The sequence below is a fragment of the Mycobacterium sp. E3298 genome (genome assembly GCF_001666895.1).
Classification (GTDB): domain Bacteria; phylum Actinomycetota; class Actinomycetes; order Mycobacteriales; family Mycobacteriaceae; genus Mycobacterium.
The window spans coordinates 1-13,122 of record NZ_LZJB01000105.1; the positions used below are offsets into that span (position 1 = coordinate 1).

Annotated in this window: 17 protein-coding genes and 3 tRNA genes; 9 read left to right on the forward strand and 11 right to left on the reverse strand. The window is 68.2% G+C overall.

Annotation, left to right across the window (positions count from 1 at the left end; translation table 11 throughout):
* The 5 genes from A9X05_RS04750 to A9X05_RS04765 all read right to left on the reverse strand — a co-directional run.
* Positions 1 to 309 (reverse strand): response regulator (locus A9X05_RS04750; protein WP_156736466.1); only part of this gene is annotated, 309 nt, incomplete at its 3' end.
* A gap of 151 nt (positions 310 to 460) precedes the next feature.
* Complete coding sequence (locus A9X05_RS31520) at positions 461 to 616, reverse strand: DUF6131 family protein (protein ID WP_197498930.1); 156 nt, start codon at positions 614 to 616, stop codon at positions 461 to 463.
* 10 nt (positions 617 to 626) lie between these two features.
* On the reverse strand, positions 627 to 875 hold the full coding sequence (locus tag A9X05_RS04755) for a hypothetical protein (RefSeq protein WP_067779589.1): 249 nt from the start codon (positions 873 to 875) through the stop codon (positions 627 to 629).
* 103 nt (positions 876 to 978) lie between these two features.
* On the reverse strand, positions 979 to 1,386 hold the full coding sequence (locus tag A9X05_RS04760; protein ID WP_067760661.1) for an MmcQ/YjbR family DNA-binding protein: 408 nt from the start codon (positions 1,384 to 1,386) through the stop codon (positions 979 to 981).
* A 59-nt stretch (positions 1,387 to 1,445) separates the two neighbouring features.
* Entirely contained in the window at positions 1,446 to 2,384 is a 939-nt protein-coding gene (locus tag A9X05_RS04765; protein ID WP_067779592.1) for a class I SAM-dependent methyltransferase, read from the reverse strand.
* 208 nt (positions 2,385 to 2,592) lie between these two features.
* Between A9X05_RS04765 and A9X05_RS04770 the strand changes: the two genes are divergently transcribed.
* On the forward strand, positions 2,593 to 3,591 hold the full coding sequence (locus A9X05_RS04770) for a phosphotransferase family protein (RefSeq protein ID WP_231972880.1): 999 nt from the start codon (positions 2,593 to 2,595) through the stop codon (positions 3,589 to 3,591).
* Positions 3,592 to 3,610: 19 nt separating this feature from the next.
* On the forward strand, positions 3,611 to 4,129 hold the full coding sequence (locus A9X05_RS04775) for a hypothetical protein (RefSeq protein ID WP_067760654.1): 519 nt from the start codon (positions 3,611 to 3,613) through the stop codon (positions 4,127 to 4,129).
* Positions 4,130 to 4,142: 13 nt separating this feature from the next.
* Here A9X05_RS04775 and A9X05_RS04780 read toward each other — a convergent pair whose 3' ends face one another.
* From A9X05_RS04780 to A9X05_RS04790, 3 genes are all read right to left on the reverse strand, one after another.
* Entirely contained in the window at positions 4,143 to 4,793 is a 651-nt protein-coding gene (locus A9X05_RS04780; RefSeq protein WP_067760652.1) for a DUF1345 domain-containing protein, read from the reverse strand.
* Between the two features lie 46 nt (positions 4,794 to 4,839).
* Positions 4,840 to 4,912 (reverse strand) — tRNA-Arg (locus A9X05_RS04785).
* 30 nt (positions 4,913 to 4,942) lie between these two features.
* Positions 4,943 to 5,034, reverse strand: a tRNA-Ser gene (locus A9X05_RS04790).
* Between the two features lie 84 nt (positions 5,035 to 5,118).
* Here A9X05_RS04790 and A9X05_RS04795 point away from each other — a divergent pair.
* On the forward strand, positions 5,119 to 6,186 hold the full coding sequence (locus tag A9X05_RS04795) for a pyridoxal phosphate-dependent aminotransferase (protein ID WP_067779594.1): 1,068 nt from the start codon (positions 5,119 to 5,121) through the stop codon (positions 6,184 to 6,186).
* 11 nt (positions 6,187 to 6,197) lie between these two features.
* Entirely contained in the window at positions 6,198 to 6,659 is a 462-nt protein-coding gene (locus A9X05_RS04800; protein WP_067760648.1) for a DUF4334 domain-containing protein, read from the forward strand.
* Between the two features lie 135 nt (positions 6,660 to 6,794).
* Here A9X05_RS04800 and A9X05_RS04805 read toward each other — a convergent pair whose 3' ends face one another.
* Positions 6,795 to 7,379: a TIGR03086 family metal-binding protein gene (locus A9X05_RS04805; RefSeq protein ID WP_197498931.1), complete on the reverse strand. Its 585-nt coding sequence runs from the start codon at positions 7,377 to 7,379 to the stop codon at positions 6,795 to 6,797.
* A 23-nt stretch (positions 7,380 to 7,402) separates the two neighbouring features.
* On the opposite strand from A9X05_RS04805, the gene A9X05_RS04810 reads away from it, so the two are divergent.
* Genes A9X05_RS04810 through A9X05_RS04825 form a run of 4 tightly spaced genes read left to right on the forward strand, consistent with a single transcriptional unit; the run spans position 7,403 to position 10,849 of the window.
* A complete protein-coding gene (locus tag A9X05_RS04810) occupies positions 7,403 to 8,227 on the forward strand; it encodes a crotonase/enoyl-CoA hydratase family protein (protein ID WP_067779600.1) in 825 nt (274 codons plus the stop codon).
* A gap of 19 nt (positions 8,228 to 8,246) precedes the next feature.
* Positions 8,247 to 9,485, forward strand: coding sequence for a lipase LipE (gene lipE, locus A9X05_RS04815; protein ID WP_067760641.1), 1,239 nt, complete (start codon positions 8,247 to 8,249; stop codon positions 9,483 to 9,485).
* A gap of 29 nt (positions 9,486 to 9,514) precedes the next feature.
* Entirely contained in the window at positions 9,515 to 9,706 is a 192-nt protein-coding gene (locus tag A9X05_RS04820; RefSeq protein ID WP_067760639.1) for a hypothetical protein, read from the forward strand.
* A 36-nt stretch (positions 9,707 to 9,742) separates the two neighbouring features.
* On the forward strand, positions 9,743 to 10,849 hold the full coding sequence (locus tag A9X05_RS04825) for a hypothetical protein (RefSeq protein ID WP_067779603.1): 1,107 nt from the start codon (positions 9,743 to 9,745) through the stop codon (positions 10,847 to 10,849).
* A 17-nt stretch (positions 10,850 to 10,866) separates the two neighbouring features.
* Here A9X05_RS04825 and A9X05_RS04830 read toward each other — a convergent pair.
* Positions 10,867 to 10,953, reverse strand: a tRNA-Ser gene (locus A9X05_RS04830).
* A gap of 37 nt (positions 10,954 to 10,990) precedes the next feature.
* Here A9X05_RS04830 and A9X05_RS04835 point away from each other — a divergent pair.
* Complete coding sequence (locus tag A9X05_RS04835; RefSeq protein WP_067779609.1) at positions 10,991 to 11,959, forward strand: NAD(P)H-quinone oxidoreductase; 969 nt, start codon at positions 10,991 to 10,993, stop codon at positions 11,957 to 11,959.
* 159 nt (positions 11,960 to 12,118) lie between these two features.
* Here the strand turns inward: A9X05_RS04835 and A9X05_RS04840 are convergent.
* Positions 12,119 to 13,122: cysteine desulfurase-like protein (locus A9X05_RS04840; RefSeq protein WP_067779606.1), on the reverse strand; the 1,004-nt coding region annotated here is incomplete at its 5' end.

A 13,122-nucleotide genomic window follows, 5' to 3' on the forward strand; every position in this document is an offset into this window, starting at 1 on the left:
GCCGCCGGCGGTCAACCCCGCGATGCGGTCCTCCACGGCGTCCTTGGCCGTCAACAGCAACACCGGCAGCTGGGGGTTTTCCTCGCGCAGCTTGTGTAGGACGTCGAGCCCGCTCATGTCGGGAAGCATCACATCGAGCACGACCACGTCCGGGCGCTGGGCACGGGCGGCGGCGATAGCCGATGCCCCGTCGCCGGCCGTCGCGATGTTCCAGCCCTCGTAGCGCAACGCCATCGAGACCATCTCGGCCAGCACCGACTCGTCGTCCACGACCAACACATTGATCGGATTGCCATCGGCACGACACATAACGACCCGCTCGACGGAGGCTCGCGGCTGAGTCACAGGTTCCAGTATGCGCACCGCGCTGAGCCGCCGCTATGGCCTAGCTTTGTGTGCCCTGTGAACGGGATCGCGCGACTGCTCGGCAGTCGCGCGATCCCGTTTCCCGGCGAAGTGGCTAATACCAGTAGCGCCGGCCGGCGACCGGGCGGCCAATCGAGCCCATGATCCACAACACTGCGCCGATGACGAGCACGACGACGCCGATCTCCCACAGCAATGGGATGCTGAATACAAAGCCGAGAATAAGCAGGATTACGCCGAGGACAATCATGACGACTCCTTTAGGTAAGGGGCACTAGGACAGCAGGCATTGAACTGGGCTGCGGAACATGGCAGTCCTTGACTTTCGGGTTGACGCCCCCGTAATTCAAAGGCCCCGCGATGACGGTCAACGCGATGTTTCCCGCCGTGACACAACTGGTTGAGTCACCCTTGAAGTAATCGCGTTGCCATGCCGCAAAAACCCCGATGAGCAGCCATACCAGGGCAATCGTGCCGATGATTCCGCTGCCACGCATGGTGACCTCCAATGTGGTCGAGAAAAATTTCTCGTGGACGATAGTTACCCATTCGACTTGTGTCTAAACATTCCGCGTGGGCGAATTCGGCGGTGCGCCAGCGGAGCCCGCCGCACTAACGCCCGGCGAGCCATGCCGAGGCCCGCCTCTTCGACGCGCGGGAAAGCCACGCATCCTGGATCAGCTCGGCCAGTTCCGTCTTGCCAATTTCCGGCAATCGGGCAGCCCGCACCAGCACCGACGGATGCCCGTCGAAATGGTCGGTGGTGAAGAACGGGGAATCGGGATCCTGGGTCAGCGCCAGCTTGTCGCTCTCCGACTCCACCCAGAGCATGATCACGTCGGCATAGCGCTCACCGGTGTCCGGATCGGTGGCGTCGGGCTGCGGCGTCCGGAAGAACACGAATGACTTGCCGCCGACCTGATAGATGGCGTTGCCCTTCGGCCCCTCCAGGCGCTGGACGTGCGGCATCGATCCGGCGATCTCGTGCACGTCGCCCACTCGTGCGGGTCGGTCAACCACACCGGCGAGCGTAGCGGCCTTGCGGGCGTGAGCGATTCAGCGGTCGAGCGCCCTGACGATCAGCGCCGCTGCGCGGAAACGTAGAGCGTGGGCGGCATCGTGGCCTCTGCGTCGTGCGGAATGCTCCGGTTATAGCGGGCCATCAACTCGGCGAACGTCGCGGTGCTGACCTCCCAGCCGTGCTCGCGCAGCCACCCATCGACCGGGGTGCGCTCTTCGGCGTACCAGAGGTCGTCGAAGTCGGTGATCTCGGAGTCCACCAGTTTGGCGGCCGCGGCCCGCATTCGCTGCATGTCCTCGCGCTGACGCCGGACGACCTCGGGGTCGGTGAAACCGGCAGCCGGGACGTTGGAGGCCAGCCAGCTTCCGGCCGCACTCAACGCATGAATGCGCTCGAACAACAGGTCCTGGGCCTGCGCCGGCAGGTAGCGCACGAGGCCCTCGGCCGACCACGCGGCCGGCCTCGACGGGTCAAAGCCCGCTTCCTGCAGCGCCTTCGGCCAGTCCTGCCGCAGATCGATCGGCACGTTCACCAGCCGCGCATTCGGCTCGGCCCCGTGCTCGCGCAGGGTGTTGGACTTGAATTCCAGGACCTTGGGCTGGTCCAGCTCGTAGACGACGGTGCCGTCGGGCCAGGGCAACCGCCAGGTGCGGGCATCCAGGCCGGCGGCCAAAATCACCACCTGCCGCACACCGGAGTCGGCCGCGCCCAGGAAGAACTCGTCGAAAAACGCTGTCCGCGTGGCCATGAAGTCGATCATCAGCTGGATGCGCGAGCGCACCTCCGGCTCGAGTTCAACGGCCTTTGCCAATAGCTTGGGATCGGCGTAGATGCTCCACATTCCCTCGCCCGCGGCGTCCACGAACACGCGCGCGAACGGGTCGTCGATGAGCGGGTCTGCGCTCTCGGTCTCGGCGGCCCGCGCCGCGGCGACGCCCAGCGCGGTGGCTCCCACGCTTTGGGTGATGTCCCAGGAATCGTTGTCGGTACGCGGCATCGCCAGTTCCCTTCCAAGGGGGAGTCAGTTAGTTGCGCACACTATTGTTCCAGCCCGCGCCGCCCGAAGCCGCTTGCAAACGGTCACCTAGGCTTTTTCCCAGACGCCCCACAGGGTCGCAGAGGAGCGCTGGCATGACGGAAGTGTTCGCCCCGATCGGTAAGGGCCGCGCGTGGATGGCGTGAGCCTGGACGCCGTAGCGGCGTGGATGTCCGAACAGGGACTCGGCGAGGGCCCGTTGGAGGACGTCTCCCCCGTCACCGGCGGCACGCAGAACGTCATGCTGCGGTTCACCCGGGCCGGGCGCCCTTACGTGCTGCGGCGCGGGCCGCGCCACCTGCGTCCGCGCAGCAACAGCGTGATCCTGCGGGAGACGAAAGTGCTTGCCGCGCTGGCCGGTTCCGATGTCCCGCACCCGCACCTGATCGCCGCCTGCGAGGACACCGGCGTGCTGGGTGATGCCGTCTTCTACCTGATGGACCCGGTCGACGGCTTCAACGCCGGCGAAGGACTGCCACCCCTGCATGCGGGCGATCCGGCCGTACGCCACGGCATGGGCCTCTCGATGGCCGATGCGCTGGCCCGGTTGGGCGCCGTCGATCACGTCGCGGTGGGCCTGGCCGATTTCGGCAAGCCAGAGGGCTTCCTCGAACGGCAGGTGCCGCGCTGGCTTTCCGAGCTGGACTCCTACAGCGAGTACGACGGCTATCCGGGGCCCGACATCCCCGGGATCGACGACGTTGCCGGCTGGCTGGAACGCCACCGGCCGACCACCTGGACGCCGGGCATCATGCACGGCGACTACCACGCCGCCAACGTGATGTTCTCCAACACCGGGCCGGACGTGGTGGCGATCGTCGACTGGGAGATGTGCACGATCGGCGACCCGCTGCTGGACCTGGGCTGGCTGCTGGCCACGTGGCGCCAGCCCGATGGGTCCAGCGTGTTCAGCCACGCCCTGGGCGGCCAGGGCGGGTTGGCCAGCACCGGCGAGCTGTTCGAGCGCTACGCGGCCAACACCACCCGCGACCTGTCGCATATCACCTGGTACACCGTGCTGGCCTGCTTCAAGCTGGGCATCGTCATCGAGGGGACGCTCGCGCGGGCCTGCGCGGGCAAGGCCGAAAAAGAGGTCGGCGACCAGTTGCACGCCGCCACGGTCCACCTGTTCGAGCGCGCGCTGGGCCTCATCGAGGGTGAGCGCTAATCCACTAACATCACCCTTCGTGCCGCCCTATCCCGAGGAACCCGACTACTACTCCGAGCCCACCCAGGCCGCGCGGTATGGCGGGTATTACGACGAGCCGGCGCCCGAGCCCGAGCCGCCGACGCCGTGGTATCGCCGTCCGGCGGCGCTGGTAGCGGCGGGCGCGATCGGGGTGATCGTGCTGGCGCTGGTGGCGTTCGCAGTGGTCAAGCTGGTCGGCGGTTCGCCCGCGCACAGCCCCGCGACGACGACCACGACCACGACCACGACGACCACCATTCCGTCCACCACCGTGCCCACCACGACGACAGAGCCGCCCCGGCACCACGGCGGTGGCGGAGGTGGCGGCGGTGGCGCGCCGACCGAGACCGTCACCGAGACGGCGCCGCCACCGAGCACCGACACCCCCACGCCCACGACGACGGAGCCGCCGAGCACGGTCACGGTGTCGCCGAGCACCGAGACCAGCACCGTCACGCAGACCGTGACCGTACCGCCGCGCCGCGGCCCCTTCGGGGGTCCGTTCGGCGGGCGCTAGCGGCGAGCCCTCGTCATAGTTTGGCGCTCAACCCGGCGACCAGGTTGATGGTGACCGCCAGGATTACCGCGCCGAAGAGGTACGACAGCAGCGCATGGCGCAAGACGGTTACCCGCACCCGAGAGGCGTTGATCTCGGTGTCGGAAACCTGAAAGGTCATGCCGACCGTGAACGCGACGTAGGCGAAGTCGAGGTAGCGCGGCGGGTGTGCGTCGTGAAAATCGATGCCGCCCACCTCGTCTGAGTAGTAGAGGCGCGCGTAATGCGCGGTGAAGAGCGTGTGCACGGCGAACCACGACGCCGCCACGGCCAGCACGCCGACGCCGGCCGCCGCGAGGGACTCGCCGCCCGAATGCGTGCCCGCGGCGACGACGTATCCGACCCCTCCGAGACTTCCCAGGCTCGCGGAGACGACGACCACGTCTGCCAGCAACCGCGTCGCATCCTCGCGGGTGGCATGCCGAGCCGTGCGTTCGGCATCCATCGGGGCGATGATCAGCCAGCTCCACGCGACGTAAACCGCTGCGGCGACCACCCAGCCGAGGAGGGCGAACCTCCACCCGACGGCCTCACCGATCGCGACGGCGACCGCCGTTCCGGCGAGCACCGCGATTAGGAGCCGCACCGCGACGGTGTCGCGGACAAGGCGCACGTAGGACGTCACACCGTCGACTTAAGCAGATGAGGCAGCCGAACCGATGTTTCAAGAGCGCGCCCGAAGGGATTCGAACCCCTAACCTTCTGATCCGTAGTCAGATGCTCTATCCGTTGAGCTACGGGCGCCAGTCTTCAATTGTCTTGCGTCGTGTTCCTTGGCGGAGGCGAGAGGATTTGAACCTCCGGTCCCCTTTGAGGGGGACAACTCATTAGCAGTGAGCCCCATTCGGCCGCTCTGGCACGCCTCCCTTGGACTGTTTGAGGGTACCCGACCCCTTCCCGGTCTCGCGGAACCGGCCATAGCGTACACATTTGCGACATAAACTGTCGAAGTGACTGCTCGCTTGCGTCCCGAACTGGCCGGACTGCCAGTCTATGTGCCCGGCAAGAACGTGCCCGGCTCCATCAAACTGGCCAGCAACGAGACCGTGCACGGCCCGCTGCCCAGCGTGCACGCGGCGATCGAGCGCGCGGTTGCCGTCGTCAACCGCTACCCGGACAACGCCTGTGTGGACCTCAAGGCCGCGTTGGCCATGCACCTGGGATCCGACGTCGCGCCCGAGCACATTGCGGTCGGCAGCGGTTCGGTCACCCTGTGCCAGCAGCTGGTGCAAATCACCGCCGCCGCCGGCGACGAGGTGATGATGGGCTGGCGCAGCTTCGAGTGCTACCTGCCGATCGTTCAGGTGTCCGGTGCGACGGCGGTCAAGGTGCCGCTGACCGACCACACCCACGACCTCGACGTGATGCTCGCCGCGATCACCGACCGCACCCGGCTGATCTTCGTGTGCAACCCGAACAATCCGACATCGACGGTCGTCGACCCCGGCGACCTGGCCCGCTTCGTCGAGGCTGTGCCCCCGCACATCCTGATCGCCATCGACGAGGCCTACGTCGAATACATCCGCGACGGCATGCTGCCCAATAGCTTGGAGCTGGCCCTGTCCCGCAGCAATGTCGTTGTGCTGCGGACGTTTTCGAAGGCCTACGGGCTGGCGGGCCTGCGCGTCGGGTACGCGGTCGGCCACCCCGACCTGATCACCGCGCTGGACAAGGTCGTCATGCCGTTCGCCGTGACCAACGTCGGACAGGCGGCCGCGATCGCCTCGCTGGAGGCAGCCGGCGAACTGGCGGCCCGCACCGACGCGCTGGTCGCCGAGCGCACCCGCGTCAGCGCGGCGCTGCGCGACGCCGGGTTCACGCTGCCGACGTCGCAGGCCAACTTCGTCTGGCTGCCGCTGGGCGCCCGGACCGCGGACTTCACCGAGCAGGCCGCCGACGCGCGCCTGGTGGTGCGGCCGTTCGCGGGCGAGGGGGTGCGCGTCACCATCGGCGCGGTGGAGGAGAATGACGTCCTGTTGCACTTCGCCTGCGAGTGGATTTCCCGCATCGAACCGTAAGGAGTGGTCCATTGGACTTGGCGCGCAAACTGTTCACCGAGTTCAAGGAGCGCGGCGGCGAGATTCCCGACACCGAGCTCGACGACTTCTGGGCCGGCCTCGAGCCGGCGACGATCGACGGGATGCTGGGCGAGTGGAAGGGCGGCGAGTTCCGCACCGGTCACAGGATGAACGGCCAGCTGGAGAAGGCCGGCTGGTTCGGCAAGACGTTCAAGTCGGCCCGCGACGTTCAGCCGCTCGTCTGCCTCGACGCCGACGGCAACAAGTTCTCGAACGTGGAGATGGGCAAAGGCGAGGCCAGCCTGTGGCTCGAAGAGTTCCGCGGTGAGGTCACCGCGACCATGGTTTACGACGGCCAGCCCGTGCACGACCACTTCAAGAAGATCGACGACGACGCCGTGATGGGCATCATGAACGGCAAGGGCGTCCGCGACAACGGCCGGTATTACTACTTCTACCTCGAACGGGTCTAACGGCTCGGCCTTCGAGTTTGCGGCTGGCCGCACATTCGCAGCCCGTGTGCGCTCACGGCTTCGAGCGTGCGTCTAGGGCGGCGACACGCCGCGAGGGGCCGCCCTGGCCGCATATTGGGGCCCACAAGCCAGGAGTCAACGGGCCGGGTTGCGGCCGGTGAACGCGACCAACTGCTCGAGCGCGCCCGCATCCTCGGGCACGTCGACCGGGTCGTCGAACCCGGCGCCACCGCGGAACTCCGGCTTGATGACCTCGCGCGCCAGCCCCAAGACATACTCGGACAACGGCTCGGGCGCGTTGATCTCGTGTCCCACGGCGACGGCGTAATCCCAGGCGTGGACCAGGAATTCGATCGACAAGACGGCACACGCGTTCTTGGCGAGCATCTCGCCCTTGCCGAACGGGACCGTCCCGTCCAGGCCGTGACGGTGCCAGGCGTCCAGCGCCGGCCGGGCCGCGGTGACCACCTGCCCTTCCACGGAATCGCTTTCGTCGCGGTCGGGAATCTCCGCGTCGACCATGCCGCCCAGCGCCGTGATCGAGCCCAGCAGATGACCGGTCAGCCGCGCGACGTCGAACTCCGCGCACGGCGTCTGGCGGCTCAGGTCGTCGGCCGCGATCGTGTGCAACACCCGCTGCAGCACCCCCAACGTGTCCTCGGCGCTGTGCAGTTCGTCGGTGGGCGGGGAATCGGGGCCGGGCCGCAAATCAGGAGCCATATTTGCCACGCTACGGTCTCGATATGGCGCAAGCATACGAATCCGTCACGGTGGAGACGAAAGACAACGTCGCGCAGGTGACGCTGATCGGGCCGGGCAAGGGCAACGCGATGGGCCCGGCGTTCTGGTCCGAGATGCCGGAGCTGTTCGCGGCGCTCGACGCCGACCCCGAGGTGCGCGCGATCGTGCTGACCGGTTCGGGCAAGAACTTCAGCTACGGCTTGGACGTGCCCGCGATGGGCGGCTCGTTCACCCCGCTGCTGTCCGGGGACGCGCTGGCCGGCCCGCGAACGGTCTTCCATCGCGAGGTCAAGCGGATGCAGGGCGCGATCACCGCGGTCGCGGATTGCCGCACCCCGACCATCGCTTCGGTGCACGGCTGGTGCATCGGCGGTGGGGTCGACCTGATCTCCGCGGTCGACATCCGCTACGCGAGCGCCGACGCCAAGTTCTCGGTGCGCGAGGTCAAGCTGGCCATCGTCGCCGACGTCGGCAGCCTGGCCCGCCTCCCCTACATCCTGAGCGACGGGCATCTGCGCGAACTCGCGCTGACCGGTAAGGACATCGACGCAGCCCGGGCCGAGAAGATCGGCCTGGTCAACGACGTGTACGACGACCCCGAGGCGACCCTGGCCGCGGCGCACGCCACCGCCGCGGAAATCGCGGCCAACCCGCCGCTGACCGTCCACGGCGTCAAGGACGTTCTCGATCAGCAGCGCGTCGCCGCAGTCTCGGAGAGCCTGCGCTACGTCGCCGCCTGGAACGCCGCCTTCCTGCCCTCGAAGGACCTGACCGAGGGCATCGCGGCGACATTCGAGAAGCGGCCGCCGCAGTTCACGGGCGAGTGAGGCACGTACCCTCGCTGGGGTGACGACACCTGACGGCAAGATCCGCCTCCCGGCTGACTTGGACGCCGTGACGGCGATCGGCGAGGAAGACCACTCCGAAATCGACAGCGTCGCCGTCGACCGCATCTGGGCGGCCGCCCGGCACTGGTACCAGGGCGGCCTTCACCCCGCCATCCAGCTGTGCATCCGCCGGCACGGACGCGTCGTGCTCAACCGCGCGATCGGCCACGGCTGGGGCAATGCCCCGAGCGACCCGCCCGACGCCGAAAAGATCCCCGTGACACCCGACACGCCGTTCTGCGTGTACTCGGCGGCCAAGGGGATGGCGGCGACCGTGATCCACATGCTCGTGGAGCGCGGTGTCTTCTCCCTCGACGACCGGGTGTGCGACTACATCCCCACGTTCACCAGTCACGGCAAGGACCGCATCACCATCCGGCACGTCATGACGCACAGCGCGGGGCTGCCGTTCCCCACCGGCGCCAAACCCGACGTCAAACGGGCCGACGACCACGAGTACGCGCAGCAGAAGCTGGGCGAGCTGCGCCCGCTGTACCGGCCGGGCCTGGTGCACATCTATCACGCGCTGACCTGGGGCCCGCTGGTGCGCGAGCTCGTTTTTGCGGCTACCGGCAAGGAGATTCGCGAGATCCTCGCCACCGAGATTCTCGACCCGCTCGGTTTTCGCTGGACCAACTTCGGCGTCTCCCAGGAAGACCTGCCGTTGGTCGCGCCGAGTCACGCGACCGGGCGTCCGTTGCCGCCGGTGGTCGCCCAGATCTTCCGCAAGGCGATCGGCGGAACCGTGCACGAGATGATTCCGATCACGAACACGCCGTTGTTCCTCACCACCATCATCCCATCGTCCAACACCGTCTCGACCGCGCACGAAATGTCGCGGTTCGCCGAAATCTGGCGTCGCGGAGGCAATCTCGACGGGGTCCGGGTGATCAGCCCCGAGACGATGTACGGCGCCATCAAGCAATGCCGGCGGCTGCGACCGGATTTCGCGGTGGGGCTGCAGCCCGCCCGGTGGGGCACCGGCTTCATCCTCGGGACCGACCGTTGGGGACCGTTCGGCCGCAACGCCCCCAACGCATTCGGCAATCTCGGGCTGGTCAACATCGCGATCTGGGCCGACCCGGCGCGGGGTCTGGCGGCCGGCGTCGTCAGCAGCGGCAAACCCGGACGTGACCCGGAAGCGAAGCGCTACACCGCCTTGCTGGACACGATCACCGCCGAAATCCCCACCGATTGAGGGCGCCCCCGGGTGGGAACACTGCCCGAATGGCTACCTACCGAGTGCTCAACCCCAAGGGCGACGTCGTCGCGACCAAGGACATCGAAAGCGCCGACAAAGCGCACGCCTGGTTCGCCGACGAGGCAGTCGAGGGCAACGAACTCGGCTGGCGCATGGAGGTCGAGGCCGACGGCGAGTGGCGCTTCTTCGACAACAGCGAAGGCGATCGCAGCTACTAGTGTTTGCCGCCCGATCGGCGGGGCACCCGGCAAGGCATGGACTCTGACCGCTTCCGCAAGTTGCTCGACGCCTCAGGGCCGTTCGCATCGGTCTACTTCGACGACTCGCATGACACCCACGACGCCGAGGCTCAGCTCGAGCTCAAGTGGCGGGCGTTGAAGGAGGACCTCGAAACGCGGGGCGCCGCCGAGGAGGTGGTCGACGAGATCGGGCGCGCGGTGATGGACCTGCGGCCGCCGATCGGGCGCAGCGGCCGCGCCGTTGTGGCCGGCGCCGACGGCGTGCTGCTGAACGAACACCTGCTGCGGCCACCGTCGCAGCAGATCGTGCGGGTCTCCGAATTGCCTTACGTCATGCCGATTGTCGAGCACGGCTTCCATCAACCCGACTATCTGTTGGTGGAGGTCGACCACACGGGCGCCGACATCACCCGCAAGGTCGGCGGCGCGCTACGCTCCGAGACCGTCGACGGTGGCGGGTTCCCCGTCCACCACGCGAGCGGGGCGGAAACCGCCGGTTACGGGGATCCTCAGCTGCGCACCGACGAGGCCGCCCGCAAGAACATGCGCGCGGTGGCCGACCGGATCGGGGAACTCGTCGACGCGGCGAACCTCGACCTCGTCCTGATCGTCGGCGAGGTCAGCTCGCAGTCGGACCTGCTCGCCGAACTGCCCGAGCGGATCAGCCGGCACGCCGAGCAGTTGCAGGTCGGCGCGCGCCACAGCGGCCATGACGCCGACGAGTTGCAGCGGGCCATCGAAGCCGCGTGCCTGCGGCGGCATCTGGACGTGATCGACGCTGCCGCCGAGCGTTTCACCGCCGAGGTGGGCCGGCAGTCCGGGCTGGCCGCCGAGGGGCTGGACGCGGTCTGCTCGGCCCTGCGCCAGGGCGCGGTCGACACGTTGATCGTCGGTGACATCGGTGACGCCACCGTCGTCGCCGACGCGGACCTGACGACAGTGGCCCCCAACGAAAACGTGCTGTCCGAACAGGGTGCGGCCCCGGCGAAGACGCTGCGCGCCGACGAGGCCCTGCCGGTGTTCGCGATCTCCGTCGGCGCGGCGCTGGTGCGCACCGATGAGCGGATCGCCCCGGCCAACGGTGTCGGTGCCCTGCTTCGCTACGCGCCGACGCTGCATTAGCCCACGACTGACATGCGCGGTGGCGGAGGGATTTGAACCCCCGGACGGTGTTAGCCGTCTCTCGCTTTCAAGGCGAGTGCATTAGGCCGCTCTGCCACGCCACCGCAGATAAGGGTAGCGGGACTCGGTAGCGTGGCCACCATGCGCGCAATCGTCGCCGAATCCCCCGATGAGCTCTCCTGGCAAGAGGTGCCCGACGTGTCCGCCGGGCCCGGCGAGGTGCTGATCAAGGTCGCCGCGGCCGGCGTGAACCGGGCGGACGTGCTGCAGGCGGCGGGCAAGTATCCGCCCCCGCCGGGGGCCAGCGAAATCATCGGCATGGAGGTGTCCGGCGTCGTCGCCGAAGCCGGCGAGGGCGTCACTGATTGGTCTGCGGGACAAGAGGTTTGCGCGCTGCTGGCCGGCGGCGGATACGCCGAGTACGTCGCCGTGCCCGCCGGTCAGGTGATGCCGATTCCCTCTCGTGTCGACCTCATCGACGCCGCGGGGCTGCCGGAGGTGGCCTGCACGGTGTGGTCGAACCTGGTGCTGACGGCCCATTTGGGCAAGGGCCAGCTGCTGCTGATGCACGGCGGCGCCAGCGGCATCGGGACCCACGCGATCCAGGTCGCTCGCGCGCTGGGCGCGCGGGTGGCCGTCACGGCCGGTTCGGCGGAGAAGCTCGAATTCTGCCGCGAGCTGGGCGCCGAGATCACGATCAACTACCGCGACGAGGACTTCGTCGAGCGGCTCCGGGAAAGCGGCGGCGCCGACGTGATTTTCGACATCATGGGCGCCGCCTACCTGGACCGCAACATCGACGCCCTGGCCACCGACGGGCAGCTGGTCATCATCGGCATGCAGGGTGGCATCAAGGGCGAGCTCAATATCGGCAAGCTGTTGATGAAGCGTGCCCGGGTCATCGGCACCACGCTGCGCGCCCGGCCGGTCACCGGACCCAACAGCAAGACGGAGATCGTGCAGGCGGTGATCGGGTCGGTGTGGCCGATGATCGCCGAGGGCCGCGTCCGCCCGATCATCGGCGCCCGCCTGCCCATCCAGCAGGCCGGGGAGGCACATCAACAGCTGACCGCGAGCAAGGTGACCGGGAAGGTCGTGCTCACGGTCTAGCCGGCGGTCGCGGTACCCAGCCCGGCCCGTCGAGCGTGCGTTGAGGGCTTCGAGTGTGCTGTGAGGGCGCCGTTTCCGCGGAATTCGCGCCATGAGCGCACACGGAAAGCCGTAGCCGCACTCGCGAGCCCGGCAGGAAAACCCGGGAGGGAAGCGAGGCTAGCCGAGGGACGCCAGGGCGCGCACCAGCTGGTCGACCTCGGCCGTCGTCGAGTAGTGCGCCAGCCCGATGGTGACGGCGCCGCCGATGTCGTTGACGCCCAACACGTCGAGCGCGCGGGAGTTCTCGCACGTGACGGCCAGAATCCCGTTGTCCGCCAGCCGCTGCACCACCCGCTCGGCGGGCACGCCGTTCAGGGCGAAGCTGACCACCGGTATCCGCACCTCCGGACGGCCGATCACCATGACCAGCGGCAGCGAGCGCAGCGCCACCATGAGGTAATCGAAGATCCGGTTCATGTACAAGCCGGCCGATTGCATCGACACCGACAGACGCTCGCGCCGGCTGCCGCGGGCGGACTCGTCGAGCGCCGCCAGATACTCGATGCTGGCGACCACCCCGGCCAGCAGACCGAACTGGTGCGCGCCGATCTCGAGCCGCGCCGCGCCAGTGGCCTTCGGATCGGTGGAGATGGAGCCGAACGAACTCAGCAGCGCCGGGTCACGGAACACCACCGCGCCGATCGGCGGGCCGCCCCACGCCAGGGCGTTCACCGCGACCACGTCGGCGTCGGTCTCCTTCACGTCGAGCAACCGGTACGGCGCAGCGGCGGAATGATCGACCACCACCAGCCCGCCGACGTCGTGCACCAGCTTGGTCATCGCCCGCAGGTCGGTGACGGTGCCCAGCGCGGCGGACGCGGAGGCGACGGCCACCAGCCTGGTCGACTTCCCGATCAGGCCCTCCCACTGCCAGGTCGGCAGCTCGCCGGTCTCGATGTCGATCTCGGCCCACTTCACCTTGGCGCCATAGCGGTGCGCCGCGCGCAGCCACGGGGCGATGTTCGCTTCGTCGTCCAGGCGGCTGACGATCACCTCGTAGCCCAGTCCGGCCCGAGACGACGACGCCTCAGCCAGCGCCGAGAGCAAGATCGCCCGGTCGGCCCCCAGCACGACGCCGGCCGGGTCCACGTTGAACAGGTCGGCGACCGCCGCCCGCGCGG

Bases quoted from the DNA above. Each gene is read 5' to 3' on its own strand.
- A9X05_RS04770 (WP_231972880.1), top strand. From the start codon at position 2,593: ATGTCCGAACAGGGACTCGGCGAGGGCCCGTTGGAGGACGTCTCCCCC.
- A9X05_RS31520 (WP_197498930.1), bottom strand. From the start codon at position 616: ATGATTGTCCTCGGCGTAATCCTGCTTATTCTCGGCTTTGTATTCAGC.
- A9X05_RS04765 (WP_067779592.1), bottom strand. From the start codon at position 2,384: ATGCCGCGTACCGACAACGATTCCTGGGACATCACCCAAAGCGTGGGA.
- A9X05_RS04805 (WP_197498931.1), bottom strand. From the start codon at position 7,379: ATGGCTCCTGATTTGCGGCCCGGCCCCGATTCCCCGCCCACCGACGAA.
- A9X05_RS04825 (WP_067779603.1), top strand. From the start codon at position 9,743: ATGGACTCTGACCGCTTCCGCAAGTTGCTCGACGCCTCAGGGCCGTTC.
- A9X05_RS04810 (WP_067779600.1), top strand. From the start codon at position 7,403: ATGGCGCAAGCATACGAATCCGTCACGGTGGAGACGAAAGACAACGTC.
- A9X05_RS04820 (WP_067760639.1), top strand. From the start codon at position 9,515: ATGGCTACCTACCGAGTGCTCAACCCCAAGGGCGACGTCGTCGCGACC.
- A9X05_RS04835 (WP_067779609.1), top strand. From the start codon at position 10,991: ATGCGCGCAATCGTCGCCGAATCCCCCGATGAGCTCTCCTGGCAAGAG.